Source organism: Nonomuraea sp. NPDC003707 (genome assembly GCF_053587055.1).
In genome coordinates this window covers 1-25,883 of record NZ_JBSFNK010000031.1, presented here as the reverse complement: position 1 = coordinate 25,883, position 25,883 = coordinate 1, and the positions used below count along the sequence as shown (strand labels likewise).

The following is a 25,883-nucleotide window of genomic DNA, read 5'->3' as shown; positions in this document are numbered from 1 at the left end:
GCCGAGCATGATCCACTTCCTGATCCGGCGCCTGCCGTCGGTCCTGCTCGTCCTGGTGGCGACGACCGCCATCGCCTTCCTCCTGCCCCGCCTGGCGCCCGGTGATCCGGCCGCCATCGCGGCGGGGCCGGAGGCCACCGCGGAGCAGGTCGCGGCGATCCGCGTCGAAATGGGGCTGGACCGCCCCCTGGCCGAGCAGTACGTCCACTGGATGGGCGGGCTGCTCACCGGCGACCTGGGCCAGTCGCTGCAGTTCAAGCGCCCGGTCGCCGAGCTGATCGGCAGCAGGGTGGAGAGCACGTTCGAGCTGACCGTCGCGGCCACGATCCTCCTGGTCGCGGTCTCGCTCGGGCTCGGGATCTTCGCCGGGTCGGCGCGTTCGCGGCTGTCCCGGTTCACCGCCGACGCGAGCAACACCGTGCTCCTGGCGATGCCGCCCTTCCTCTTCGGCCTGCTGCTGATCATCCTGTTCGGGGTGGTCTTCCGCCTGCTGCCGATCAGCGGGGAGGTCGCGGTGCTGGACGACCCGGTGATCGGCATGCAGTACCTGATCCTGCCCGCGGTGGCGATGGCGGTGCCGATGGGCGGTCACGTCGCCATGCTCGTCCAGTCCTCGATGGACAACGCGTGGCGGCAGGACTACGTCGACCTCGCCGTGGCCAAGGGCGTGCCACGAAGGTGGATCACCCTGCGCCACGTCGTCCGCAACAGCCTCGGGCCCGCCGCCGTCACGATCGGCATGCGGTTCGGCGACATGCTGGCCGGCGCCGTCGTCATCGAGATGATCTTCGCGAGGAACGGGATCGGGCAGCTCGGGGTCTCGGGCGTGCTCAGCGCGGACTACAACCTCGTACAGGTGATCATCGTCGGCACGGTGCTGATCGCGGTGGTCGTGCAGCTGCTCACAGAGATCGCCATGGCGGTCCTGGACCCCCGCGTCAGGTTGGGAGCGTGAAACCATGACCACCACCGTCACCGCACCCGGCACCCCCGCGCCGGCGGTGCCGCGCCGGCCCGGCGCCGGGGCGCTGATGCAGTACCTCACCGCGCTGCGCACCCCGCGCGGCGCGTTCGGTGCCGGGCTGCTGCTGGCCCTCGTCGCGGTCGCCCTCCTGGCGCCGGTGCTGTTCCCCGGCGGGTACGACGACCAGAGCGGCGACTCGCTGGCCGGTGCCTCGGCCGCGCACTGGATGGGCACCGACGAGCTGGGCCGCGACATCCTCGCCCGTACGATCTACGGCCTTCGTACGGATCTGAGCCTGATCCTGGCAGCGGTGCCGGTGAGCGCCGTCATCGGGACGCTCATGGGGCTCACCGGCGTGGTCTCGCGCTTGCTCGGCGCCGCGATGCAGCGCGCGCTCGACATCATCCTCGGCTTCCCGGGGCTGGTGCTCGGCATGAGCGTCGTCCTCGTGCTCGGCACGGGCTGGCTCTCGCTGTTCGTGGCCGTGCTGATCAGCGGCCTGCCCGGGTTCGGGCGGCTGTCGCGGGCCGGGCTCCAGGTCGAGCAGGAGCGCGAGTACGTGCTGGCCGCCAAGGTGCTCGGCGTGCGCAAGCGCACCGTGCTGGTGCGGCACGTGCTGCCGAACATCATGGACCCGATCGTCGTCGGCGCCGCCGTCTACATGGTGGTCGCGATCTTCATCGTATCCGGCCTGAGCATCGTGGGTCTCGGCATCAAGCCGCCCGTCCCGTCGCTGGGCGCGATGCTCAACGTCGGCGCCCGCTACATCGAGGTGCACCCCGCGTACGTGCTCGGGCCCGGCCTGGTGCTGCTGCTCCTCGCGTTGGCGTTCACCCTGCTGTCCAACGCGCTCAACAAGGCGGTGCTGCGGAAATGACCACTCACTCCCACGGCGTTGCGCCGGCGGCCCCGGCGCGTCCCGACGCGGACGTCCTGCTCGAGGTCCGCGGGCTGCGCACCGAGTTCGCGACCGGCGCGGGGATCGTCCACGCCGTCAACGACGTCGACCTCACCCTGCGACCGGGCCAGATCCTCGGCGTGGTCGGCGAGTCCGGCTCGGGCAAGTCGGTGACCGCCCGCTCGATCCTGCGGATGGTGCCCCGACCGGGCCGGATCGCCGCCGGCGAGATCCGCTTCGGCGGCCGCGACCTGCTCGGGCTGTCCGAGGAGGAGATGCGCCGCATCCGCGGGGCCGAGATCGCGATGGTGTTCCAGGACCCGCAGTCCGCGCTCAACCCGGTCCTCACGGTGGGCGCGCAGGTCGTCGAAGCCCTCACCGTGCACGGCACGGGCAAGCGCGCGGCCCGCGTACGGGCACTCGAACTGCTCCGGCAGGTCGGGATCCCGGACGCCGAACGCAAGATCGACGACTACCCGCACCAGTTCTCCGGCGGCATGCGCCAGCGCGCCGTGATCGCCATCGCGCTGGCGGGCTCGCCGTCTCTGCTGATCGCCGACGAGCCGACCACGGCCCTGGACGTCACCATCCAGGCGCAGATCCTGCGCCTGCTCAAGCAGTTGCGCGACGAGCTGGGCATCGCCGTACTCATGATCACCCATGACATGGGCGTGGTGGCCGAGATGTGCGACGACGTCGTCGTCATGTACGGCGGCCGGGTCGTGGAGCGGGGACCCGTCGAGACGATCTTCGCGCGGCAGGAGCATCCGTACACCGCCGACCTGCTCAAGGCCATGCCGCGGATGGACACCGCGGGCGGCAACCGGCTGCCGGCGATCCCCGGCGCCCCGCCGGACCCCGCCGCGCTGCCGCCCGGGTGTGCCTTCCACCCGCGCTGCCGGCTGGCCGAGGACCGCTGCCGCGCCGAGGTTCCCGAGCTGCTGCCCCTGGCCACGCCAGGGCACGCCGCCGCCTGCTGGGTGACCCATCAGGGCACGCCCATACCGCCGCTCACGCTCGTCACCGCCGACCCGGCCGCGCGGGCCGAACAGGCCCGAACCCCGCTGCTGAGCGTGGAGAACCTCCGGGTCGACGTCGCCTCCGGCCGCAGGAGCCTGCTCGGCCGCTCACAGCCCGTGTACGCCGTGGACGGGGTGAGCCTGACGGTCGCCGGCGGGGAGACGCTGGGCCTGGTCGGCGAGTCCGGATGCGGCAAGTCGACCCTCGCCAGGACGGTCGTCGGGATCAACCGGCCGGCCGCGGGCACGGTCCGCGTCGGTTCCGACGGCGTCGACGCATTCTCCCCGGCCGGCGCGCGGGCGTTGCGCTCCACGGTGCAGTACGTGTTCCAGGACCCGTACGCGTCGCTCAACCCGCGCCGCACGATCAGGCAGTCGCTCGACGAGGCGCTCGACATGCGTGGCGTGCCGGTCGCCGAACGGGCAGCGGAGGCGGACGCGCTCATCCGGCGGGTCGGCCTGAACGAGTCGCACCTGGACCGCTACCCGCACGCCTTCTCCGGCGGGCAGCGCCAGCGCATCGGCATCGCCCGCGCGCTGGCCGTCCAACCCAAGGTGCTGATCTGCGACGAGCCGGTGTCGGCACTGGACGTGTCGATCCAGGCGCAGATCATCAACCTGCTGGAGTCGCTGCGCGACGAGCTCGGCCTCGGGTACCTGTTCATCGCGCACGACCTCTCGGTCGTGCGGCACCTGTCCGACCGGGTCGCCGTCATGTATCTCGGCAAGATCGTCGAAACCGGCCCGGTCGAGGCGGTCTACGCGGCTCCGCAGCATCCGTACACGGTCGCGCTCATGTCGTCCTCGCCGGTGCCCGACACCACGGCGCGCGGCCGCGAGCGCATCGTGCTCACCGGCGACCTGCCCAGCCCGAAGAGCCCGCCGTCGGGCTGCCGGTTCCGTACACGCTGCCCGATCGGCCCGCTGGCCCATCCCGAGCGGACGATCTGCGCCGAGCAGGAGCCGCAGCTCGCCGAGACCCCGGGCGGGCAACTGGCCGCGTGCCACTTCGCCGGGGAGCTGGTGGCGACCGGCGGACAGCGGTGAACCCACCGGGCTTCAGAGATCGGCGAGGAGGTCGTCGAGGGCCTTGTTGAGGGCTTCGGCGTTGGCCGGGGTGAACCAGGTGGTGCGGATGCGTTCGTTGTTCCCGTTCGGGGTCTCGTGGTCGGCCGCGAGCTGGTGCAGCGAACGGGTCTCGTCGCTCAGGGAACCGCCGACGCCCTGGAAGAGGCCGCGGACGTAGCGGTCCGCCTCGTCGGGGTCGATGCCGTGACCGACGGTCCACGACGTGAGCGTGGCGAGATACGAGTAGTGGGTGGTCAGCGTTCCCGTCAGCGCGGACAAGACGTTGAAGGCCGCCTCGTCCGCGACCGGGAGCACCCCGCCCAGGTGCTCGAAGAGGGAGTTCACCACCGGGTGCGACGGGTACGTCACCGTGACGGAGCGGCGTTCGCGTACGGCGGGCAGGGGGATGGCCCGCACCAGCGGGGCGTCGGTGACGAGCGTCCGGCGCAGGTCGTCGTTGCCGACCCCGGCCATCACGTTGACCACCACCTTGTCGTCGTCCACCCTCAAACCGGCCAGCGCTTCGTGCCGGTCCTGGCGGCGTACGGCGATGATCACCACCTCGGAGCCGTCCACCACTTCCTGGTTGCCGGCGCACACCCGCACGCTCTCGTAGCGCTCGGACAGCGCCGCGACCGTGCCGGCTCCCCGGGGGGAGAGGAACACCTCGGGGGACCGGCCGGCTCCCTCACACAGGCCCGCCACGATGGCTCGGCCGATCTCGCCCACCCCGATGATGCCGATGCGCTTCACTGTGTCTTCCTCCATCGTCTTACCTGTCGCGATCTTCTCCATAGGAGCATGACCGTCGGGAGGCCGGCCGCGCAGGGGCGTTTCCGCTGCGTCCGATGTGCGCTATGTCTCATCCGCAGGCCGTTACGCCGGATGCGTGGCTGGTGTCTCCATGCCGAGTCCATAACACGAGGGAGGCATCATGAACGGGAACGTCGAGGTGGTCGTGGTCGGCGGCGGGTACGGGGGAGTGATGGCGGCCAATCGCCTGGCCCGGCACGATGGCGTGTCGGTGACCCTGGTCAATCGACGTCCCGACTTCGTCGAGCGGATCCGCCTGCACCAGCTCGTGACCGGTTCCGATGACGCGGTCGAGGGCTTCGGTGAGGTTCTGGGCGGGAACGTCCGGCTGGTGGTCGACACCGCGACCCGGATCGACGCCGCTGAGCGCCGGGTGTCGCTGGCGGGCGGTGGCACGGTCTCCTACGACTACCTCGTCTACGCGGTGGGCAGCGGCGCCGCTGATCCCGGCGTGCCCGGAGCAGCAGAGTTCGCTCACTCGGTGTCGGACCTCGAGAGGGCGGAACGACTGCGGTCGGCGCTGGCCGCGACGCCCGCCACGGCTCCGGTGACCGTGGTCGGAGCCGGCCCGACCGGAATGGAGACCGCCGCCGAGCTGGCCGAACTGGGCCGCAAGGTCACCCTGGTCTGCGGCAACGTGCTCGGCCCCTACCTGCATGCCCGGGGCCGCCGCCCGGTCGCCCGCCGGCTCGCCGAGCTGGGTGTGACCGTCCTCGAAGGTCCCCGCGCGCGGGTGACGGAAGTGACACGCGACGCCGTACAGCTCGACGACGGCCGCCGGCTGCCCAGCGCGGTGACGATCTGGACCGCGGGATTCCGTGTCCCGGACCTGGCCGCCCGCAGCGGGCTGCGCACCGACACCGAAGGCCGCCTGCTCACCGACGCGACGCTGACCAGCGTGGACGACGTGCGCATCGTCGCTGCCGGGGACGCGGCGGCGATGACGGACCGGCCCTTCCGGATGAGCTGCCAGGCCGCCGTGCAACTGGGTGCGGGGGCCGCCGCCACCGTCCTGCGCCGGATCGCGGGGAAAGCACCCGCTCCCGTCCGGTTGATGTTCGCCGGACAGTGCATCAGCCTCGGTCGGAACGCGGGCGTCACCCAGTTCTCCTACCTGGATGACAAGGTGAACCGGCTCCACATCAGCGGGCGAATCGGTGCCAAGGTCAAGGAGTTCGCCTGCCGGTTCCCTCTCGATCTGTTGGTGTCCGGGGCACGCAAGGCCAGTTCCCGCGCATCCCACGGCGACAGCACCGACCGCCTCGAAACGCCCAGGCCGGAACGAGGCGCGGTCTAGCCGCCTTCGGACCGGGTACATTTCGACGACCTGCTTCCGGCACGTGGGGCCGACCGCGAGAGAGTGAAGCGCACGACATGAACGACCCCGCGACCGAGGCTTTCGTCGCCCACCGCGACCTGCTGTTCACCGTCGCCTACGAGATGCTCGGATCGGCGGCGGACACCGAGGACGTCCTCCAGGAGACCTGGCTGCGGTGGGTCAAGGTCGACCTGGCGCAGGTGCAGGACCAGCGCGCCTACCTGGTGCGGATCACGGCCCGGCAGGCACTCAACCGGCTACGCACCCTCAAACGGCGCAAGGAGGCCTACGTCGGCCCCTGGCTGCCCGAGCCCCTGCTCACCGCGCCGGACGTGGCCGAGGACGTCGAACTGTCCGAGAACCTGTCGCTGGCACTCATGTTCATCCTGGAAACCCTCTCACCGACCGAACGCGCCGTCTTCGTGCTGCACGAGGTTTTCGACATCGGCTACGACGACATCGCGGCCGCGATCGGCAAGAGCCCCGCCGCCGCACGCCAGATCGCCTATCGCGCCCGCCGGCACGTCGACGCCCGCCGGCCGCGCACGCAGGCTTCCCCGGAAGAAGCCCGGGCAGCGTTGGATTCGTTCCGGACCGCGCTCGCGACCGGGGATCTGCAGGGGCTGCTCAACGTGCTCGCCCCGGACGTCGTCTTCGTCAGCGACGGCGGCGGCCTCAAGCTGGCGGCCCTGCGGCCGGTCGTCGGCGCCGACAAGGTGCTCAGTTACATGGCCGGCAGTGTCGCCAAGGCCGGCGGCATCTTCACCAGTGAGCCCACGACGGTCAACGGCAACCCCGGGCTCATCCTGCGCCTGGACGGCGTGATCGACGGCGTGCTGGCCTTCCGCGTGGAGAACGCCCGCGTCACCGGCCTCTACTACGTCCGCAACCCCGAGAAGCTCACCCGCGTCGAGTCCGAAACCCCTCTGACCTCCCGCTGACCGTGCATTAATTTCATGCGATACCGTATCGAATGAGAATACATCTGGTAGCATGGGTTGATGGCTGCCGACGTTCCCCCCAGAGCGACCGACCGCTCTGGGGATGCATCACCTTTCGCTCTCGGTCTGCTGCTGCGCCAGGCGCATTGGCGCGCGGCCACGGTGATGACGGAGGCGCTTCGACCGCTCGGCATAGAGTTGCGGCATTTTGCCGTGCTGATCGTACTGATCGAGCGCGGGCCCACGGTGCAGCGGGACCTGGCGACGGCGACCGGGTCGGACAAGGCCGGAATCATGCGGGTCGTGGACGACCTGGAGCGTAAGGGGCTGGCCGTACGCAAGAACGTTCCGGGGGACCGACGGGTTCGGGCAGTGGAGATCACGCCTCAAGGCGTCGAGCTCTTCGATGCGGCCCATGTGGCGGCGGAGCCGGTGGATGCGCGTCTGGTTGCCGCGTTGGGGCCAGGCGAGGCCGAACTCCTGAGGGATCTGCTGACCCGGTTCGCCTATCCAGCGGACGGCGAGGCGTAAGCGCGTCCGTGTGCCGGTTGCCTGGCGGGCTCGGCCTTGAGAGCCGCCACTGTCGCCTCCCTGCCCCGGCGGCGGCGTTGCGCACCTCGTCGGCTAGCGTTGAATTCATTCCCTCCGCGATGTACGGGGCTCGTACGGTCGCCAGATAGTATTGAATGATACCATCGCTGGTGATACAGTCTCGAATGTAGTGAAATCAATGCATTGAGGAGGTAGGTGATCTTGGACGTCTACGAGGCAGTCACGAGCCGACGGGCGGTGCGCGGATTCACCGACCGGCCTGTCCCGAGGGAGGTGCTGGAGCGCGTGCTGTCCGCCGCGGCTTGGGCGCCGTCCGGATCGAATCTCCAGCCATGGCACGCGTACGTGCTGACCGGCGAGCCGCTGGCCGAGCTGAAGAAGCGCGCCGGTAAGCGCCTGGCCGCAGGCGACCCCTGGGACGATCGCGAGTACGAGATGTACCCGCCCACGCTGAAGACCCCGTACCACGAGCGCCGATCCGCCTTCGGCCAGGAGCGCTACAGCGCACTCGGCATCGTGCGTGAGGACTGGGAGGCGCGCCAGAGGGCCGCTGCCGAGAACTGGCAGTGTTTCGGCGCGCCCGCCGCCCTGTTCTGCTACATCGACCGCGACATGGGCCTGCCCCAATGGGCCGACGTCGGCATGTACCTGCAGACCGTCATGCTGCTGCTGCGCGCCGAAGGGCTGCACAGTTGCCCGCAGATGGCGTGGTCGGTGTATCGCAGGACCGTAGCGGAGATCCTGTCACCCCCGGACGGCCTCATCCTCTTCTGTGGCATGTCGATCGGGTTCGAGGACGACACGGTGGAGTACGTCCGTACGGGCCGGGCGCCCCTCGACGAGACGATCGCGTTCGTCGAGGGCTAGCCCCGCGCGTCCTCGAGATCAACCTCACCGGCACGTACCCCCTCCTCGATTGATGGGCACGTGTCGTCAAATCCGGCTCCGGACCCCCTACGTCGCGGCCGGCTCGCCCATGGACTGGGCGGCTACGGCATCTCCGCCGACGTGATCCCTCCGGGTCTCGCCGTCACCGAACAGGCGCAAGACGTTCCCCGGCACTGCTGTGAGCGCGACGCGGCCGGCAGCCCGAAGACCTCGTCGGCACGGCCTCCTTCCCACCTCTTTTTCTTGAAAGGAAACGCAATGACTTACATCGTTGGTTACATCGTCGGGAGTCTGTCCCAGAAGTCGATCAACCGGACTCTCGCTCTGGCTCTGAGCCGCCTCGCGCCGCCGGAACTCCGCCTCACGGAGATCCCCATCGGCGAGCTTCCCCTGTACAGCTACGACTACGACCCGGACTATCCCGCCGTGGCCCAGGAGTTCAAGGACGCGATCAAAGCCTCCGACGCCCTCCTGTTCGTCACCCCCGAGTACAACCGGTCCGTACCGGGCGCGCTGAAGAACGCCATCGACTGGGCGACCCGGCCCTACGGATCCAACGTGCTGAACGGCAAGCCGTCCGCGATCATCGGAGCCTCACCCGGCCAGATCTCCACCGCGGTCGCACAGCAGCACCTCAAGACCATCCTGTCCTTCACCAACTCCCCGGTACTGGGTCAGCCCGAGGCCTACATCCAGTTCACCAAGGGCCTGATCAACGACGAGGGCGACATCCAGGTGCCGTCCGTCGCCGAGTTCCTGACCGGATACATGCGGGCCTTCACGGCGCACATCCGGCGCCACCACCACGACATCCCGGACCTGTAGGCCGCCCTGAGAGCGAGCCTTCATCATCACCGCCGGGAGGAGAACCATGTCCTTGATCGTCAGCCAGATCCTGTTCACCACGGCCATCGCCGCGGCGTTGGCCATGGTGTCGCTGTACAGGCGGACACCGGCCCCGTGCCAGGACTGCTCGCCGCAGGAACGGCAGCTGCTCGTCCTGTTCATCCGCGATGAAATCGACGAGGAGGAATACCGCCGCCGGCGAGCCTTGAACGGCCGAGTGCCCGGCAGGTTGGCGCACGCGTGCGGCGCGCCGGGCGATCTGCGAAGCGGTGAGATGACGTCATGAGTCCGGGCTCATCGCCGCGGCGGCCGCGCCTGCGCTCGACCCCGGCCCGACTCACCGTCCTGGCCTTGGCCACGGCGATCGCCGTACTGGTCCCGATGGGCATGGTCGGAGCGTCAGCCGCCGGGCAGGCCTCAGCCGACCCCGGCTGGTCGGGTGCCCGCGAGCAAGCCGGGATCACCGCCGCCGCGGCCGGGCGCCGGAATCTGACCGGCACGATCGAGACGCAAACACCCGGCATCGACCTGATCCAGGTAGTGGGAGCCGATCACCGCGTCATCGCCGCTTCTCCCGCGGCCCGCGGTCGGGACCCGCTGAGCCAGGTACGACCCTCCCCGGACCACCCTCAGGCCGACGTCGAGGTGTGCGACAAGAACAGCGGCAGACAGTGCCTGCGTCTGGCCGCCGTCCGCCTCTCACCCGCCCCCACCTCCCCGGTGGTCTACGCCGGCCGGATGGTCTCGCCCGTGGCGCCGTCCCGGACGTTCCAACTGCTCTGGATCGCCCAGATCGCGCTGCTGATCCTCCTGGCCACCGCGGCGACATGGAAGATCACCAGCCGCACGTTGCGCCCGATCCAGCTCATCCGCGCACAGCTGGCCGCGATCAACGTCAGCGACCTGAGCATCCGCATCCCGCAACCGCACGGCCACGGCGAGATCGCCCAACTGGCGCGCACCGTCAACCACACGCTCGGACGTCTGGAGCAGGCCAAAGCCTCGACCCATCAGGCGCTGCAGCGGCAACGCCAGTTCGCCTCCGACGCCTCCCACGAGCTGCGCACCCCGCTGGCCGGCCTGCGCGTGCGCCTGGAGGAGGCCCAGATGCATCCCCGCGACACCGACCTGCCCGACCTGATCGGGCACACGCTGGAGGACCTGGATCGGATTCAGGACATCATGACCGACCTGCTCCTGCTCGCCCGGCTGGACGCCACCGCTCCCCAGGCCACTCAGCACGTCGATCTGACCGACCTGATCCGCACCGAGACCGGCCGGCGTACCGATCGCCACCCGGCAGCCCTGAACCTGGCCGAACGGGTCGTCGTCGACGCCGTACCAGGACAGATCGCAAGGGTGCTGACCAACCTGCTGGACAACGCACAGCGGCACGCCACCAGCAAGGTGCGGGTACGGCTTCGCAGCTCGGCAACGCATGCCGAGCTGGTGGTGAGCGACGACGGCGACGGGGTGCCCCCGGCCGACCGAGAACGGATCTTCCAGCGGTTCGTCCGCCTCGACGCCGCCCGCAGCCGCGACCGCGGAGGCACCGGCCTGGGCCTGGCCATCGCCCGGGACATCGCCACCGCCCACCACGGCACCCTGCACGTCGAGCAGGCCGCGATCGGCGGGGCCGGCTTCGTCCTGCGCCTGCCGCTGAGCACCCCCGCCGAGCAGGCCGCCCCGCCGAACCCTGGAGCCTGACCACACGCCGCAGCGCTTGCACGACCTACAGCCGGCAAGGCAAACCCGCTGCCCTGACCGCCAACAGGCGAAGAAGTCGCAGGTCGTTACCGCTGATTTCGGCACTCAGCCTCCTCGAAGGCCGGTCGTCCAGAGCCAGGCGATGACGGACGAGAGGACCAGGTGAGTGGCGACGGCCAAGCCGGGTCACGCGGACCGGGAGCCCACGGCCGAGCAGCGCCACCTCCTGCCGGCCGATCGCGGCGCCTGGATCCGGATCCCCGGTGATCGCCCGCGCCGCGCTGGACACCCGAATGCGGTTCTCCGACCCGCGGTAAGCGACCAGCTCCTCGACCGGCACCACCGACCAGTCCGGCACCACCGACCAGCCCGTCGCCGCCGACCGATCCGGCTCCGGCTGCCGCTCCGTGACAGTGACCTCACCCATGTCTCCTCCTCAGCCCGGCAATTGCGCCACCGCAAGTATCGATACCGCTGGTAGCGCAATGGTTTATCGTGTGGGCATGACCTCGACCGCATCCGCCAGACCACCCGGTCGCCCGCGCGCCGGCGTCAACGACGTGGTCTTCGCCGCCACGCTGAGCACGGTCCAGGAGCTCGGATACGCGCGTGCCACCGTCGACCGCATCGCCGCCGCAGCCGGGGTCGCCAAGACGACGATCTACCGGCGCTGGCCGTCCAAGGGCGCGCTGATCGTGGACTGCCTCCTGGACGTGTTCGGCCCGGTGCCGCTGGAGGGCACCGGTCGAGCCGAGCTCATGTCCTCGGCCATCCGCTGGATCGCGGGGAAGATCAGCGAGCCCGGAGTCGGCGACGCGTTCGCCGGCGTGTTCAGCGACGCCGTCAGCGACCCGGCCCTGCGCGAGATCCTGTCCGCCCGGTTGCAGGACCCCTACCGGCTCGCGCTCCAGGATGCGCTCGGCGAGCCGGAAAACCGGGTCCTGTTCTTCATCGACGTCGTCGTCGGAACCCTGCTCCACCGGATGGGCATGACCGGCGAGCCGATGGTGGATGCCGACGTCGCCGCGTTGGTCGAGATGGTTCTGTCGCACTTCACCGACGACGCGTCCTGACTGCCGATCGTTTCGACCTCGATGTCGCCCGGCCGCGGAAGGGCAACGGGCCGATGCTCGTCACGTCGTGTCACGTCTCGGCGATCCCCGGCGCCCGGAGAGCATGACGAAACACCCAGCAGGGGGCGGGAACCGAATACGCAAGAAAGGGGCTGCGGTCGCGGGCGAGGGCAGCGATCGAGCGGCCCTCCAGGTACGCGGTGCGGACGTCGTCGGTCTTCTCGGCCGCCACGGCGGGTCGCCCGGCCGCGTCGCTCGCCTGTCGTCAGACGATCGTTTGACGACAGGCGAGCAGGCTTCGATCCTCGGTCGCAGGGTTGAACCCTGGTGAGGGTGTCCAGCCTGCCCGTTTCCCGCCACCCCGTTCGGCCCTACGCCCTCGCGGCCGCCAGAGGCCGGCGACGGCGCCCGCTCTTCGCCCCGAGGCAGTGCCGTCCGTGAGCGTGAACAACGGCGGCCATGGCCAGGCCTCGGCTCTGCCAGTCGTTGCGGACCATGTACGGGAATTGAGACCACGAGCAGCCCATGGCAGGCTCATGCCGCATGATCGATGAATTCGCGAAAGACAACCTGCACGGGAGACTGCGGCGGGACCGGACGGCGCTGCTCTGGAAGCTCGACGGCTTGTCCGAATACGACGCCCGCCGACCTTTGACAGCGACCGGGACCAACCTCCTCGGCCTGGTCAAACACGTGGCCACCGTCGAGGCCAGGTACTTCGGCGAGGTCTTCGACCGCCCTTCCCCGGAACCGCTGCCCCGGTGGCAGGACTCCGACGGCAGCGATCTGTGGGCGACCGAGGACGAGACCTGCGATCAGATCATCGGGTTCTACCGGCGCACGTGGGAACACTCGGACGCGACGATCAACGAGCTTCCCCTCGACGCCCCCGGCCACGTGCCGTGGTGGCCGGAGCCTTATCCCAACACGAACCTGTTCGCCGTCATGGTCCATGTCCTCGGCGAGTCCAACCGGCATGCCGGGCACGCCGATATCCTGCGCGAGGGCCTCGACGGCCGGACCGGGGTGCGCCCCGAACACGAGAAGCAGATCGACGAGGAAGCCCGTGCAGCCTACTGCGCGAAGATCGAGCAGGCCGCCAGGACGGCCGCACCAATCAAGGCTTAGGTCGACATACCAGGCAGCCTGACATCAGCCCCCCTGCCGGCGCTTGCGATTTCCGAGCACCCCGGCCACCTGATATGCCCGCGTCACCCGATGCGGGCGTTCAGTCCACGCCTTCGTCGTCCTCGTCCAGCTCGGTCGCGTCCGGGTCGCGCAGCGGGCGCAGGGCGCCGGCGGCGTCGATGTAACGGGTCGTCCAGAGCACGATGGCGTTGAGGACCAGGCTGAGCGAGCCGAGCTGGTCCTCCATGCCGTCCCGGTACGCCTGGTGGATGGTGCCGCGCTTGCCGTGGCACACGTCCCAGGCCGGCTTGCGGCGGGATTCCTGGACGGTGAGCTGCCGGTCCATCTGCCTCCGGTACGTGCCGTCGACCGGGTCGACCACGCGCAGCAGGTGCTCGGTCTTGGCGATCCGCCCGTACTCCGCGAACGCCGCACCCAGCGGAGTCGGGCGCCCCTCGCGTCCGAACATGCGCAGCAGGTCGTAGGCACGGACCTGGTTGGTGACCAGGGAACCGGCGACCTTCAGCATGTCCGGCCAGTGCGTGATCACCTTGTTCAGGTTCACGCGGTTGCGCGCCAGGTCCTCCACCGCGCCGTACGTGCCCGTCTCGACGCCGGGCATCGTGGCCCGCCAGAACCGCTGGTCGTCCAGGTCGCGGAACCGCGGGCTGAAGTTGGAGCCGAGGATCTTGAACAGGCCGAACACCATGTCGGAGTACGAGGCGTTGTCGGTCGCCACCATCTCCGGCTTGACGCCCTCCGTCACCACCCTCGGTCACCATCGTGAAGTCGGAGACCGCCAGCTCCAGGTCGGCGAAGCTCATCTGCGTGCTCGTGCGGGCGCCGAACCGGCGCAGCACCTCGGCCGGGTCGAGCCCCCGCAGCAAGGTCACGCAGTAGATCTCGCCGAGCAGGTTGCCCCGACCGCCGTACGGCGGTTGCAGCCAGCGGAACGGCGTCAGCGCATCGATCGTCATGTCGCGATCTTGACGGGCCCTACCGACATAGTCAGGCCCACTTCGCCCTTCCGCGCGCACCTGCTGTCCGAGAGCCCCGCCGACATCACGGAAAGTCACTACCACAGCCCTCGGCATCGAGAACTCGCGATAGTCGAATAGGTGACTTCACCAGTACCCCCGCCGCCCAGGCGGGTGTGCCGCTCAGCCGTATGTCGTCTCGGAATGTCCGAACGGGCTCAAGCGGCCGGTCAGGAAGACGATGATCTCGTCCCTGGCCTTCAGCGTGGGGTGTCCGTCCTCGTCGACGAGGTGGGCGGTGACCACGCTGTGGGGGGACCCGACCACGTCGCCGAAGAACGGTGGCGGGCTGGTGTTCGCGGAACTGCCCGGAAGAACACGGCCGTCGAAGGCGTCGCCGAGGAGCGCCTGGTAGGCGGCGAAGCGCTGGCCGGTGCACCAGCGGTCGTCGTCGAAGCGGTAGGCAAGGACCTTCAGTCCCTCGCGCGCGATGCGGTCTCGGACTGCGCGCGCGTCCTCGTCGCTGATCTCGAGTCCGGCAGGATCGTCCAGCGGCAGCGACGGGTGGTTGACCACTGGCGCGATGACAGCCGGCTCAAGCGCCATGGTGAGAGCGAAGTTGCCGGTGAAGCACAATCCGATCGCGCCGACTCCCGGACCGCCGCATTCGGCATGGGCTTGGCGCGCCAGCCCACGTAGCCATGCCGTGACCGGGCTGGTGCCGCCCCCGGCGAACGCGCGGAACTCGGCACTGACACACGCGCGGCGGACGATTTCCGTACCACCCTCGACCGTGGGGTAGGCACCGTCGATCCCGAAGAGTGAGGGGACATAGACGGTGAAGCCCGCATCTCGCACCCACCGCGCCAGTCGAAGGACATCAGGACTGATGCCGGGCATCTCCGGCATCAACACGACGGCCGGCCCGGAACCCGCGGCGTACACCGTCTTCACCACCCCCTCCACATCCACGAGTCGGCGGGAGAAGTCCGTGATCATGTCGTCAAGTCGTCCGCTGGCAGCGCTCATGGTGACAGCGTGGACCGATGCCTCCGCGAGGGCGAGAGGCGACATCGCCATGTAGGCGGGTAATCTCGCCATAGGCTGATGGTGAGGAGGCGAGCGTGAGCGCGCTGCGGGTTGGTGTCCTGGCCTATCCAGGCTGCTTCGCGTCCGAGGTATTCGGCGTACCCGATCTCTTGACGATGGCCACGCACGTTGCCGGTCCGGACGGCTCTGGATACGAGGTGTCGATCGTTTCGCCTCGTCGTCGTGTCGCGGCATCGGGTGGTGCGGTGTTGGACGTCTCTCCGCTGCGCGAGGTAGATGTCCTTGTTGTGCCAGGGTTCGAGCTCGTGCCGGGCCTCGACGTGGACGCGAAGCTCGCACCCCTCGCCCCTGAAATTGCGGCGATCCGGTCACACGCTGCTGCGGGCACTGTCGTCGTCTCGATCTGTGTCGGTGCGTTCCTGCTCGCCGAGGCTGGACTCCTCAACCGACGCCGTGCCACGACAGCCTGGCTCCTCGCGGACGAACTGACTCGACGCTATCCGGACGCTGACGTCCGGCCGGAGCGTCTGGTCGTCACCGACACCGGGGTGACGACAACGGCGGCCTTCAGCGCCATGTACGACTTCGCGCTGGATCTGATCCGTCAACACAGTGGTGCCGGCGTGGCACGGACAACCGCGCGGGTGGCGCTCGTCGACGATGCGCGATCGTCCCAGACCCCATACGTTGACGCGCAATGTCTTCCGCAGCCCGGAAACGCGTTCTCCCACAAGGTCATGCGATGGCTCGACCAAAACCTTGCCACCCGATACGACCTCGCCGCGTTGTCGGACACGTTCAAGGTCAGCACTCGGACGCTGCTGCGGCGCTTCGCGGACGAGACCGGCCAGAGCCCGCTGGAGTACCTGCAATCGTCGCGTGTCCGTCGCGCCCGCCACCTCCTTGAGGCCACGAACCGAACCGTCGGCAGCATCTCCGCCGCGGTCGGATACAGGGACCCCAGCACGTTCGCCGCCCTCTTCGCCAAGCACACTGGACGACGCCCGAGGGACTACCGCGCGGCCTTCCGCCGTGTTGACTGATTTAGGAGCATGAAGCCGTTTTGCCGCTGGAGATCACGGTCAGTTACTGCCGCGCCCCCCTGCATCGAGAACCCGCGACAGTTGAATACGCGACCTCACCAGCACCGAGGCCGGGTGAGCGGGATGCTGGTGGTGGCCAGCGCGGTGAGCACGGTCAGCGCGTCGGTATCGAGGTCGGGCTGCGTGGTGTCGGCTGCCGTGGTGGCCGCGGTAGTGCGCCGCGCGGGTGTGGGCGGATCGAGCGCCTCGATGTATTCGGCGCTCGATCGCCGCAGCTCACGCCGCTGCTGCGCCCGCCACGCAGGCGAGCAGTACCGCCGCGACGACCGCGAGCCCTCCGGCAGAGGGAGGCCGCAGTTCGCGCACGTCAACCCACCCCACCGATTGTCGCAGGCCGGCACCAAAGCCCTCATCGCTACGACAGGGGAGATCGGGGTCGAGGAACCCAGGAACAGTCGTTGGCGGCTACAGCACCTCTGCGGCGTTCCTCAGCATGTTGTCGAGGCGCTGGCCATGCCTTTCGAGCTGGGAGCGATTCTCCGCGATCAGCTGCCGCTGCGCGGCGAGATCGGCGGTCAGCCAACTGCGTACAAAGCCCGACTCGTTTTTGCACATGATGTCGTCGAGCGCGGCCCGGCGTTCGGCTTCGGTGGGAGGGATCCCGTGTTTCCGCTGCTCTTTCGTCGGATTCGGATGCGCGGCCATCCGTTGGGAGGTCCAGTAGGAGTAGGGGGCTTCGACGGGGTCCTCGTAGTCGTGTCCCCTCAGGGTCATGCAGCGTTTCCACTCGGCGGCTGCACTCTGAACGGCCGGGTCCTTCCGCGAGATCTTCCATGCTCTGGATTCGAGTTCTGGCACCGGATTCCTCGCCTTGCCCGTGGCGGAGGCGGTCTCATCCCGCTCGAGCCGGCGGTTTGCCGCACCGCGGCAGCCGCCCTGGGGCAGGCCGGCGATCCGGGCCGGGTGCCCTTGCTCGTCCACGCCGCTGACGATCCGGAACAGCCGGGACTTCCTGTCAATCTGGTCTTCCCACAGGGGGGCAGTGACCGGCGGTGCGTCGAGGGAGTACGCCCAGGTACGGGCGGTACGTACGTCATACATGCCGTACCGGTCGTTCTGCGGTACCCGATGGCGACCGGACTGCCGCGCAGGCAGTTTGACGTGGAACCTGTCGGCACACTGCTGAGTCAGCAGATACCTCGCCCGAAGGGTGGTTTCGAGCTCCGCATCGGTCAACTCGAAGGCGGCCAAGGGGTAGTCGACCTGGTCAAGATCAATGGTCTTCCCGAGGAGCTTCTCTCCCGCCTCCGGAGGGCCGCCTCCGCAGCCGACGAGCACCCCCAAGACGGACAGCATCAGGGCGCCGAGCAGGCGACCATCGGCCACGGTGACGACCTCCTGAGAGCCGGGACCAAGGACGGGGACGGTCCGCACGCCGCCGGGACCAGTGGGACTGACCCCGGACGACGCTTTGCGCTACATTCCGGACGGGCCGGCCTCAGCAGTTGAGCCAAGCCGCATAGCTTCGGTCGTTCTCGCCCTTGGCCACGTTGCGGACGCCGGTCCCCGGCCAGGTGCGGAAGGCGGGGTGCCCGTAGTCGTCGGTCACATCGGCGTAGACGTAGGCGGCGCCGTACTGGTTGTCCCAGTACGAGCTCGCCTGCATCTTCATGGGGCCGGTGAAGTAGTGCCGACCGCAGGTCGTCCAGCCCTGGTAGGCGCCCTGGCAGTCGGAGTGCTGGTAGAAAAGGACCCACCCTCGGTCGGGTACCGCGGAACAGGCCGCGGCGTTCTTCGCCCCGGTGTCCGCTTTCGCGGCGGTGGGAGCCTGCTGCGCTGCCGAGGCAGCGGTCGGTGCCATGGCGAAGCCGATGCCGAGGGCCGCCGCAGCAATAGCCACACGGATTTTCCCGTTCACGTGTTGCCCCTTTCGTCTCCGGTACGCCGCAGAAGCCGTCTGCAGGTACCAACGCCGGTCGTCAGTCGGGCGGAGTTGAGCGGGCGGAAAGAGCAGTACTCGTCGGAGGTCCTGGAGAATGCTCAGGTCCTTGCAGGTCAACGTCACGCCCCTTGGGCGATACTTGCCTTTCTGCCTGCGAAACTATCGCCGTGGCCTTTCGCCCCTCTGCCTTCTCACTGTCACGTCACTGTCGCGGTCCGGACCAGGACACCCACAGCAAGGGAACGAGCGGACATGAAGGCCGCCAACCAGGCCATCCGTGCGGCCTTTCGCACCTCGGACATCGACGCGGCGTGGAACACGAAGATCGCCTGGTTCGGCCATCTGGGCGACAACTGGGAACCCCAGCTCAAGCGCGGAGTGGCGGGGGGCTGGGCATGCGCCGGCCTGGGGCTATCTGACGGCCGCCAGGGCTGGACGTCAGCGGCTGACTCACCCGTACCTGGCCGCATATCGATGCGGCGCTGTCGATTCAGCCCTCCAGTTTCTCGGGCGGCAGGTCCTCTGCCAGGTGGGGCGGGGTGGCCAGCGACCACCGTCGTAGATGAATCTGGCGACCGGGTTGCCGAGCGCCCACTTGCCGTTGAGCCGGTCGACGGTACGCCGGTAGGCGTCCTCTTCGGCCGGGGTGAGCACGACGTCGGCGGCGGGGCCGGCGGTGGCCAGGCGATCGCGCAGCAGTTCGGTGTCGGCGGTGTCGTCGAGGTCCGGCAGCCCGGCCGGCCGGGCTGCGGCCATCACGAGCTCGGGGCCGGACATGTTCACGCCGCCGCCCTCCAGGCCATCGCGCACGAGCTCGTGCGCGTGCGGGGCGCCGAGCACCCGGGCCGCGGCGGACAGGACCTGAACGTCGGCCTGGTCGATGTCGACCAGGCGCAGCGGCGCGAGCTCGTAGCGGCCGCCCGGGGCGAGCAGGCGGCCGGTGGTGCCGGCCTCTTGATGGCGCGCTCGCCCTGCGTGGGCGCCAAGCGCGGTCTGAAGTCGTCGCAGTGCCTCCAGCGCGGCGCCGTCGGCGCGCGGGGCGGGTAGCTCGCCGGGCTCGACCTGGTCGGTGTTCTCCCACACGGCGTAGGTGAGCAGCAGGCAGTCGGCGGCGCTCGGCAACTCCAGCTGCGTGGCGTGGTCCGGGGCGCGGGTGGAGACCCGGGCGTAGCCGACAGGGATCGCGTTCGACGGCTTGGCGGGCTCAGTCACGGGTGCTACGCCTCTCGGCTCGCTCCTGGCGGGCCTGCTGACGCCTACGCCGGTCTTTCTCTTCCATCTCGGCGTCGGCGTCGGTGATCATTGCCTGCTGGTTGGCCTTGAGGCTTGTCCAAGCGTCGCTCTCGAAGAACGGCGCTGCGACATCGGGCGGCGTCATCCTGAGCAGCGCGGCGGTCAGGCGTGCGTGCCCGCGGTCCATATTCGGCTCGGCCGATCTTCTGATCGGTCCGTTCGGCTGGGCGACTCTCCCCGCCGTCCCGAAACTCAACATCTCGACCAAGATTTTCGGGACGGGTGTCGGTTTCTCAAGTCGTCTGCACGCTGCGGCACACGCCTGGACGCGGTCAGGGCCCGCGCGGCCCGACATCAGCGAGGGGGCGCTGCCGACTCAGGTCGGGATCATGATCCACCTACACTCTTCGCCCGCACTGGCGGCGCTGATCGCCGCTTCCGGCTGGCCGTCTGCAGCCGACTAAGGCAACGGGGCACGAGCCGTACCCCCGGACCAGCCAGTGCAGAGAACAGCGGCAGGGCAGCGAATTCTTTATCCGGAGCTCCGCGGACTCTCCGTCGCCGGGCGCCGGGCCGTGCGAACCTGAAAGCCGTGGGACTTCTCCGGCTCGCCGTGCTCGTGGGGCTGACGGTGCGGCACCTGTGCCAGGGCGCCCCTCGGCCGCCTCAGAAGGATCTCCCGGTGCCCGGGCCGACGGCGAGGCGCCCGCGCAGTCACCGGCTGATCATCGGGATGTTCGCGCTGTCCGCGCTGCTTGGCGCGGCTGCCTGGAACTTGTACCAGACCGCCGCGCCCGTGCCCCTGTACACCCGCTTCGACGGGAGCATCGGCGTGTACGTGACCGTGCCGGAGGGCGAACGCGCCCTCGACCTCCTCACGCTGGCCGTCAAGGCGAATCCCTGCGGCGAACTCCAGGCGGAGGGGATCGCGCTCGACGAGAAAGATCTGGCGCAGTGCGGGCCGGACACGTACGAGTTCGTGATGACCGGCCTTGCGACGAAGGGAGCTCCGCCGTGCTATGGCTATCGCATCACCCTCGACGGCGATGCGCGGTTGTCGGAGATGGAGCTCAACGACCGGACTCGGCGGGTCACATCGGTGATCGACGGGCAACTCTGCCGCTCTGGCGCGGATTCCCTGCTCCTGGAGCCCGTCCACATCAGCGGGCGGGCGAGGAAGCCACTTGTGATCTCCCGCGGATACACGACCGTGCTCGCCGCTCCATCGGTCATGTACGGGGGCGCCACGAACGCCGACGAGACGCACATCTCCTGGCAGCTCGGCCGCATGCCGCTCGACAGCGTGGTGGAGTCCGGCACCGAGTACGGCCGCGACAGGTCCGACCCGCTGCGGCTGGCCTGGTACCACCCCAGCCCGGAGACCGTCCCCGAGCCCACGACGCGCCTCGAGTGGCGGGCTGACCCCGATGAGCCGGCCGGGGACTCCGACCAGGGGGGATATCTCGCCGGGCCGCACGCCCGGCTCATCTCCATCCCCGGCAAGCAGGCCGCCGAACAGGCTCTGTTCTGGGCCGGACTCCTGGCGGGCGCCGCCGTGTCGACGCTCACGTGGGCGGGGGAACTGCTGCTGGAAAACCGGCGATCAAGGCGATGAGGCAGGGCATGGCTTCTGCCCGCTCGATGGCTGCCGACGCCAGAGCAACGGCCTGTCATTGGGGGTCTGGCTGCGCTGGGAGCACGGCCTGCGCGAGCTGACCGGCCTGGCGCCCTGCCCCGCCGCGGGCGACCCTGCTGACGACCCGGAAGAATGCCTGCTGTTCGGCGGCCACCCGGGCGAGCATTCCTTCGACCGGGCCGTGCTGATCGCGGGAATCCGCAGTGAGGCATCCCCGAGATGCCGGCCAGGATGGACGCTCTGCTGGCGGACCACGCCGAAACTCCATGACCACCGCGTGCACGACCCGAACCCCCGGCTCGCGCGAGCCGGCCTTCGAGGAGGCTGAGTGCGGAAATTGGCGCTCTGAACTTGATCTTCGTTTCAGTTCGATGACGAGAGCTGTTTGCCCTGGATGGGTCTACGGCCGCCCAGCTCGGCGCGCCGTCGCCGAGGAACTGGGGTTCGGAGACAACGTCACCCTGCTCGACGTGGCGACCGGCCCCAAGTCACCACTCGCCGTGACCCAAAGGGTGAGTGGTGACTGGTCCGGCAGCACGGCTCGCTGAAACTATGGCATGCCGTGGAGGAAGTGATTTCGACCTGGCTGCGCGCGAGTTTCCCACACCAATCGGACTTCGGGCTCACCGTGACACGAGGAACAACGGTGATGGCTCAGTGCCCCGGACGGACCTTTCTGGAATCTGCCTGCCCGGCGATGGGCATGCGGTCGGGAGTACTGACCACTCAGGACGCTGCCCAGAAGTACCAGCCCTGGTCATCAAAGCAGGGATGGGTCTGTGTCCCACCTGCCTGCACACCGTTCCTCCAGTATTCGCAAATTCCCTTAGTGGAGTAGGGGCCATACCAGTGACCTGCCGTCTCCTTGGCCTGTGCGGGACTGACGGAGAGCAGTAGAGCCGCGAGGCCGCCGATCGCGGTAATGGCAATTCTTCCGGTGACGTTTCGCTTCATTTCTCCGCTTCCTTTCGTCGTTTCTTCGTCATACGGCCGGCCATGTCAAGCGCGGAACCGGAATAGGCGACCACTACTTGCCCAGCAGAGAAGCGGCAGCGAATTCGGTTCCGCACGATTGAAGACAGACGTATGTCTGGAGGTGCCGATAATTTCCTCACCCGTGTGTCATTTACGCTAATGTCCAAGAAGGCTTGTTGCCAGGTAACCAGCAGGACATTCATAGGACATTTCGCCGCTGACAGGAGCAGTTCGTGAGAGTCAGACGCACCTGCTCCCCGCAGACGTTGGCCGCCAAGCCTCTGGCGGGCATGGTGTCGGCCTCGCTGTAGTCCTGGGGAAATTTCCGACGGATTTGCCTGACCTGCACAGATGCGGCCTGTTCCGATTGTTGATCACTTCCGCTACGGTTCGTACGGTCCCGACCGGTGCGGTGTGGGGGTGGTCGATGTCGACCCGGATGTTCTCCGACGATCAGCCGGAGCGGTTGCGCTCGTTCCCGGACATCAGCCGGGACGATCTGATCAGGTACTTCACCCTGACGCCCGCCGACGTCGCCTTCAATCGATGTCGTGGCCGGGGCTCGCCTCGGGCTGGCCGTCCAGCTCGCCACTTTGCCCTGGCTGGGGTTCGTACCGGATGAGGTGAGCTCGGCGCCACCGGTGGCGGTGGCGCGGCTGGCCGAGCGCCTGGGCGTGGTTCCGACCGCTCTCGCCGAGTACGGCCAGCGGGAGCAGACACGCAGCGATCATCTGCGGTTGGTGTCCGGCCATCTGGGGTGGAAGAGCGCCCCGGCCGAGAGCACGGCGATGAAGGAGCTGGAGCAGTTTTTGTTGGACCGGGCGATGGAACACGACTCGCCGACGCTGCTGTTCAACCTGGCCACTGAGTATCTGATGGCGGCCAAGACGATCCGGCCGAGCGTGACCACGCTGGCCAAGATGGTGGCCACCGCCCGGACCAGCGCCACCGCGCTGACCTAGGAGAAGCTGGCGCACCTGCAGACCGGCCAACTGCGCGCGGATCTGGACCGGTTGCTCGTGTATGACGCCGGGCTGAAGATGACCCAGCTGGCCTGGCTGATCAAGGCGGCCACCGACGCCAGCGCGACCTCGGTGAAGACCGCCATCGACAAACTCACCTACCTGCGCAACATGGACGCCCACACCCTGGACGTGTCGGTCCTGGCCGCCGAACGTCGCCGCTTCCTGGCCTCGGTCGGCCGCCGCTCGACCAACCAGGCGCTGGAACGCCGCGATGAGCGCCGGCGCTATCCGATCTTGCTGGCGGTGGTCACGCAGTCCGCGATCGACCAGGTCGACGAGGTGGTGACGCTGTTCGACCAAGCGGTCTCAGCCCGGGAGTCGCGGGCCAAGTCCAAGACGGATGAGGCCTTGATCGAGCGGGCCAAGGCAGGTGAGGCCCGCCAGCTGCTCCTGGACGTGATCTTGCCGGTGCTCGCCGATTCGTCCATCCCGGACGAGCAGATCGGCGGCCTGCTGCGCAACACGATCGGGATGAGCAAGCTGCGTGAGGTCGTCTCGGAGGGCTGGAAGAAGCTGCCCCGCGATCATGGCCGGCTGTCGGTGCTGCACGCCTCCTACACCTACCTGCGCCAGTTCACCCCGCTGGTGCTGGTGGCGATCGACTTCAAGGACGGGACCGGCACCGCGGAGCTGATGGAGGCGGTGGCCATCGTGAGGCGGCTGAACGAGAGCGGCGCCCGCAAGGTGCCCGAGGGCGCCCTGACCTCGTTCCTGCCGGCCCGGTACGCCGAATACCTGGCCAAGGCGCGCAAGGACGGCGACGAGACCGCCTTCCGCCACTATTGGGAGCTCTGTATCGTGCTGGCGCTGCGGGATGGGCTGCGCTCGGGGGACGTGTTCGTGCCGGGCTCACGCCGCTACGCCGACCCGGCCACCTACCTGTACACGCCCGTGACCCGCAAACAGGCGTCCACGACCTGGATCGAAGTCTCAACACCTGGGCGGCTGACACAGACCGTAAACACAAGACTGCAATCTTGTGACGATGCCCCCTAGATTCCTCGGCATGGCAAACGAGGAAGGGGCGCAATGTCGGAAATATGGGAGATGTCCGCGTGGGAGCTGGCGGGGCAGATCCAGGCTCGCACGGTGTCGAGCCGCGAGGTGGTCGAGGCGCATCTGCGGCGGATCGCCGAGGTCAACCCCCGGGTGAACGCGGTCACCGCCGTCCTGGCCGAGCAGGCGCTGCAGGCGGCGGACGCGACCGACCATGCCCTGAGCTCGGGCACGCCGGTCGGCCCGCTGTGCGGGGTCCCGGTGACCGTGAAGGAGAACATCGACGTCGCGGGATCGGCCACGACGCTGGGCATTGTCCCGCTGCGCGACGCGGTCGCCGCCGCGGACGCGCCGCACATCGGCGAGCTACGCGCGGCCGGGGCCATCCCGATCGGGCGGACCAACATGCCGGAGTTCGGCATGCGCTGGCATACCGACAACGATCTGCACGGCGCCACCCGTAACCCGTGGTCGGCCGCGCACACGCCCGGCGGCTCCAGCGGCGGCGACGCCGTGGCCGTGGCGACCGGTATGGCGGCGCTGGGGCTGGGCAACGACGGGGGCGGCTCGCTGCGCTGGCCCGCCCAGTGCTGCGGCGTCGCCGCGTTGAAGCCGTCGCTGGGGCGCGTGGCCCAGGTCGGCCTGCCGGCCGGCACGGGCGGCCCGCCGCAGCCGACGCCGTTCGGGTTCCAGCTGCTGGCCGTGCACGGGCCGATCGCCCGCAGCGTACGGGACCTGCGCCTGGCCTTCACCCACATGTGCGCGGACCACGGCGGGGACCCCTGGCACGCGCCGGTGCCCCTGCAGGGTCCCCCGGTTCCCGCACCCGTGCGGGTCTGGCTCGCCACCGACCCGGACGGCCCCGCTCTGGACCCCGGCGTCGCGGCCGCCCTGCACCAGGCCGCGGAGCGGCTCTGCGACGCGGGGTACGTCGTGACGGAGGGCCGGGCCCCGGCCCTGGTGCGGGCCGGAGAGATCTACACGCAGCTCCTGTCCGCCTACGGCCGGGTGCACGAAGTACAGCCACCGGTCGAGTCGGTGGCCTCCGAGGGGTTCGTCCGTTTCTGGGCGGAGTACGAGCCGCACTGGAACCGGGCGGCCGGCCAGGCGGCCTTCGATCCCATGATGGAACGCGCCGCGATCGCGCGTGCCTGGATGGCGTGGATGAGCCAGGCTCCGCTCGTCCTCGCACCGATCTGCACCGGCCCGGCCTTCGCCGTGGGATCCGACCTCGACGCCGACCGGCTCGCTCGGTGGCCGGCGTCCCTGCGCATGGCGTGGACCGTAAACCTCCTGGGGCTTCCGGCGGTGGCCGTCCCCACGGGCGTGGCCGACGGGCTGCCTCAGGGCGTCCAGATCATCGGGCCGCGCTTCCGCGAGGACCTGTGCCTGGACGCCGCCCAAGCGATCGAGGCCCGCACTCCTTCGCTGACCCCGATCACCCCGCGCTAACCGCCGGGAGGGCTCATCGGGCGCGGCGCAGACCGCGCAGGAAGCTCCACAATCCAGCTCATACCGAGATCGCCACATTGGAGCCTACGACCAAGCAACCGCATGGTCACACCGCCAGCACGACCTCGCGGCTTGACGTTCAGCCTCCAGGGATGTCTGACCCGCCCGGGCCTCGCCGCCCGTCGGCGGGGACGGCGGGCGGCGGGGACGGCGGGCGGCGGGGACGGCGGGCGGCGGGGACGGGTCAGACATCCCTGGATCCGGAATGTCAAGCGGCGAGGTCGTGTCGCCGGTGTGACCATGCGGTTGCTTGGTTGTAGGTGGTGTGGGTTTTCAGGC

At 69.1% G+C, this 25,883-nt stretch carries 27 protein-coding genes and 1 pseudogene; 18 read left to right on the top strand and 10 right to left on the bottom strand.

The features are described 5' to 3' along the window. The first annotated feature begins 7 nt into the window (after nucleotides 1–7). The 3 genes from ACWDRB_RS49680 to ACWDRB_RS49670 are packed head-to-tail and all read left to right on the top strand — an operon-like array spanning nucleotide 8 to nucleotide 3,928. Entirely contained in the window at nucleotides 8–955 is a 948-nt protein-coding gene (locus ACWDRB_RS49680) for an ABC transporter permease (RefSeq protein WP_449906713.1), read from the top strand. A gap of 4 nt (nucleotides 956–959) precedes the next feature. Further along, the gene (locus ACWDRB_RS49675; protein ID WP_449906711.1) at nucleotides 960–1,841 is read left to right on the top strand and encodes an ABC transporter permease; all 882 of its coding nucleotides are present in this window, start codon (nucleotides 960–962) and stop codon (nucleotides 1,839–1,841) included. Then, nucleotides 1,838–3,928, top strand: coding sequence for an ABC transporter ATP-binding protein (locus ACWDRB_RS49670; RefSeq protein WP_449906708.1), 2,091 nt, complete (start codon nucleotides 1,838–1,840; stop codon nucleotides 3,926–3,928). The genes ACWDRB_RS49675 and ACWDRB_RS49670 overlap by 4 nt, the downstream gene beginning before the upstream one ends. A 12-nt stretch (nucleotides 3,929–3,940) precedes the next feature. On the opposite strand, the gene ACWDRB_RS49665 is transcribed toward ACWDRB_RS49670, so the two are convergent. After that, a complete protein-coding gene (locus ACWDRB_RS49665) occupies nucleotides 3,941–4,717 on the bottom strand; it encodes an NAD(P)-binding domain-containing protein (RefSeq protein WP_449906705.1) in 777 nt (258 codons plus the stop codon). A gap of 166 nt (nucleotides 4,718–4,883) precedes the next feature. On the opposite strand from ACWDRB_RS49665, the gene ACWDRB_RS49660 reads away from it, so the two are divergent. The 7 genes from ACWDRB_RS49660 to ACWDRB_RS49630 all read left to right on the top strand — a co-directional run bounded on the left by ACWDRB_RS49660 (nucleotide 4,884) and on the right by ACWDRB_RS49630 (nucleotide 11,014). After that, nucleotides 4,884–6,059: an NAD(P)/FAD-dependent oxidoreductase gene (locus ACWDRB_RS49660; RefSeq protein WP_449906702.1), complete on the top strand. Its 1,176-nt coding sequence runs from the start codon at nucleotides 4,884–4,886 to the stop codon at nucleotides 6,057–6,059. Nucleotides 6,060–6,136: 77 nt separating this feature from the next. Then, nucleotides 6,137–7,021, top strand: a complete 885-nt coding sequence (locus ACWDRB_RS49655) for an RNA polymerase sigma-70 factor (RefSeq protein WP_449906699.1) — start codon at nucleotides 6,137–6,139, stop codon at nucleotides 7,019–7,021. A 60-nt stretch (nucleotides 7,022–7,081) separates the two neighbouring features. Next, a complete protein-coding gene (locus ACWDRB_RS49650; RefSeq protein WP_449906696.1) occupies nucleotides 7,082–7,552 on the top strand; it encodes a MarR family winged helix-turn-helix transcriptional regulator in 471 nt (156 codons plus the stop codon). A 216-nt stretch (nucleotides 7,553–7,768) separates the two neighbouring features. Continuing rightward, nucleotides 7,769–8,440, top strand: a complete 672-nt coding sequence (locus ACWDRB_RS49645; RefSeq protein WP_449906693.1) for a nitroreductase — start codon at nucleotides 7,769–7,771, stop codon at nucleotides 8,438–8,440. Between the two features lie 279 nt (nucleotides 8,441–8,719). Further along, entirely contained in the window at nucleotides 8,720–9,286 is a 567-nt protein-coding gene (locus ACWDRB_RS49640; protein ID WP_355196270.1) for an NADPH-dependent FMN reductase, read from the top strand. 46 nt (nucleotides 9,287–9,332) lie between these two features. Beyond that, nucleotides 9,333–9,593 (top strand): hypothetical protein, encoded by a 261-nt coding sequence (locus ACWDRB_RS49635; RefSeq protein WP_449906690.1) that lies wholly within the window; start codon nucleotides 9,333–9,335, stop codon nucleotides 9,591–9,593. Continuing rightward, nucleotides 9,590–11,014, top strand: a complete 1,425-nt coding sequence (locus ACWDRB_RS49630; protein WP_449906687.1) for a sensor histidine kinase — start codon at nucleotides 9,590–9,592, stop codon at nucleotides 11,012–11,014. The genes ACWDRB_RS49635 and ACWDRB_RS49630 overlap by 4 nt, the downstream gene beginning before the upstream one ends. 25 nt (nucleotides 11,015–11,039) lie before the next feature. On the opposite strand, the gene ACWDRB_RS49625 is transcribed toward ACWDRB_RS49630, so the two are convergent. Continuing rightward, nucleotides 11,040–11,441: a hypothetical protein gene (locus ACWDRB_RS49625; protein ID WP_449906684.1), complete on the bottom strand. Its 402-nt coding sequence runs from the start codon at nucleotides 11,439–11,441 to the stop codon at nucleotides 11,040–11,042. A 76-nt stretch (nucleotides 11,442–11,517) separates the two neighbouring features. Here ACWDRB_RS49625 and ACWDRB_RS49620 point away from each other — a divergent pair, with 76 nt between their 5' ends. Both ACWDRB_RS49620 and ACWDRB_RS49615 read left to right on the top strand, forming a co-directional pair. After that, nucleotides 11,518–12,087: a TetR/AcrR family transcriptional regulator gene (locus ACWDRB_RS49620; protein WP_449906681.1), complete on the top strand. Its 570-nt coding sequence runs from the start codon at nucleotides 11,518–11,520 to the stop codon at nucleotides 12,085–12,087. A 543-nt stretch (nucleotides 12,088–12,630) separates the two neighbouring features. Further along, entirely contained in the window at nucleotides 12,631–13,215 is a 585-nt protein-coding gene (locus ACWDRB_RS49615) for a DinB family protein (protein ID WP_449906678.1), read from the top strand. Nucleotides 13,216–13,384: 169 nt separating this feature from the next. Here the strand turns inward: ACWDRB_RS49615 and ACWDRB_RS49610 are convergent. Then, nucleotides 13,385–13,972: pseudogene (locus tag ACWDRB_RS49610) on the bottom strand (Tn3 family transposase); the annotation flags it as partial. 403 nt (nucleotides 13,973–14,375) lie between these two features. Further along, nucleotides 14,376–15,293 (bottom strand): dienelactone hydrolase family protein, encoded by a 918-nt coding sequence (locus tag ACWDRB_RS49605; RefSeq protein WP_449906675.1) that lies wholly within the window; start codon nucleotides 15,291–15,293, stop codon nucleotides 14,376–14,378. 23 nt (nucleotides 15,294–15,316) lie between these two features. Here ACWDRB_RS49605 and ACWDRB_RS49600 point away from each other — a divergent pair, with 23 nt between their 5' ends. Continuing rightward, entirely contained in the window at nucleotides 15,317–16,285 is a 969-nt protein-coding gene (locus ACWDRB_RS49600) for a GlxA family transcriptional regulator (RefSeq protein WP_449906672.1), read from the top strand. A gap of 95 nt (nucleotides 16,286–16,380) precedes the next feature. Here ACWDRB_RS49600 and ACWDRB_RS49595 read toward each other — a convergent pair whose 3' ends face one another. From ACWDRB_RS49595 to ACWDRB_RS49575, 5 genes are all read right to left on the bottom strand, one after another. Next, nucleotides 16,381–16,656, bottom strand: a complete 276-nt coding sequence (locus ACWDRB_RS49595) for a hypothetical protein (RefSeq protein ID WP_449906669.1) — start codon at nucleotides 16,654–16,656, stop codon at nucleotides 16,381–16,383. A gap of 94 nt (nucleotides 16,657–16,750) precedes the next feature. Beyond that, the gene (locus ACWDRB_RS49590) at nucleotides 16,751–17,671 is read right to left on the bottom strand and encodes a hypothetical protein (RefSeq protein WP_449906666.1); all 921 of its coding nucleotides are present in this window, start codon (nucleotides 17,669–17,671) and stop codon (nucleotides 16,751–16,753) included. A gap of 112 nt (nucleotides 17,672–17,783) precedes the next feature. Beyond that, on the bottom strand, nucleotides 17,784–18,185 hold the full coding sequence (locus ACWDRB_RS49585; protein ID WP_449906663.1) for a hypothetical protein: 402 nt from the start codon (nucleotides 18,183–18,185) through the stop codon (nucleotides 17,784–17,786). A 492-nt stretch (nucleotides 18,186–18,677) separates the two neighbouring features. Next, complete coding sequence (locus tag ACWDRB_RS49580) at nucleotides 18,678–19,439, bottom strand: hypothetical protein (RefSeq protein ID WP_449906660.1); 762 nt, start codon at nucleotides 19,437–19,439, stop codon at nucleotides 18,678–18,680. Continuing rightward, nucleotides 19,432–19,728, bottom strand: a complete 297-nt coding sequence (locus ACWDRB_RS49575; RefSeq protein ID WP_449906657.1) for a hypothetical protein — start codon at nucleotides 19,726–19,728, stop codon at nucleotides 19,432–19,434. Before ACWDRB_RS49575 ends, ACWDRB_RS49580 begins: the two co-directional genes overlap by 8 nt. A gap of 324 nt (nucleotides 19,729–20,052) precedes the next feature. On the opposite strand from ACWDRB_RS49575, the gene ACWDRB_RS49570 reads away from it, so the two are divergent. Both ACWDRB_RS49570 and ACWDRB_RS49565 read left to right on the top strand, forming a co-directional pair. After that, nucleotides 20,053–21,075 (top strand): hypothetical protein, encoded by a 1,023-nt coding sequence (locus ACWDRB_RS49570; protein WP_449906654.1) that lies wholly within the window; start codon nucleotides 20,053–20,055, stop codon nucleotides 21,073–21,075. Between the two features lie 58 nt (nucleotides 21,076–21,133). Next, a complete protein-coding gene (locus ACWDRB_RS49565) occupies nucleotides 21,134–21,424 on the top strand; it encodes a hypothetical protein (protein ID WP_449906651.1) in 291 nt (96 codons plus the stop codon). Between the two features lie 398 nt (nucleotides 21,425–21,822). On the opposite strand, the gene ACWDRB_RS49560 is transcribed toward ACWDRB_RS49565, so the two are convergent. Beyond that, complete coding sequence (locus tag ACWDRB_RS49560; RefSeq protein WP_363980548.1) at nucleotides 21,823–22,050, bottom strand: hypothetical protein; 228 nt, start codon at nucleotides 22,048–22,050, stop codon at nucleotides 21,823–21,825. A 572-nt stretch (nucleotides 22,051–22,622) separates the two neighbouring features. Between ACWDRB_RS49560 and ACWDRB_RS49555 the strand changes: the two genes are divergently transcribed. From ACWDRB_RS49555 to ACWDRB_RS49545, 3 genes are read left to right on the top strand one after another with little or no spacing between them, the layout of a single operon-like run. Further along, nucleotides 22,623–23,033 (top strand): DUF4158 domain-containing protein, encoded by a 411-nt coding sequence (locus tag ACWDRB_RS49555; RefSeq protein ID WP_449906647.1) that lies wholly within the window; start codon nucleotides 22,623–22,625, stop codon nucleotides 23,031–23,033. Between the two features lie 51 nt (nucleotides 23,034–23,084). Then, nucleotides 23,085–24,092: a hypothetical protein gene (locus tag ACWDRB_RS49550; RefSeq protein WP_449906644.1), complete on the top strand. Its 1,008-nt coding sequence runs from the start codon at nucleotides 23,085–23,087 to the stop codon at nucleotides 24,090–24,092. A gap of 33 nt (nucleotides 24,093–24,125) precedes the next feature. Beyond that, nucleotides 24,126–25,544: an amidase gene (locus ACWDRB_RS49545; protein WP_449906641.1), complete on the top strand. Its 1,419-nt coding sequence runs from the start codon at nucleotides 24,126–24,128 to the stop codon at nucleotides 25,542–25,544. Nucleotides 25,545–25,883 lie beyond the last annotated feature (339 nt).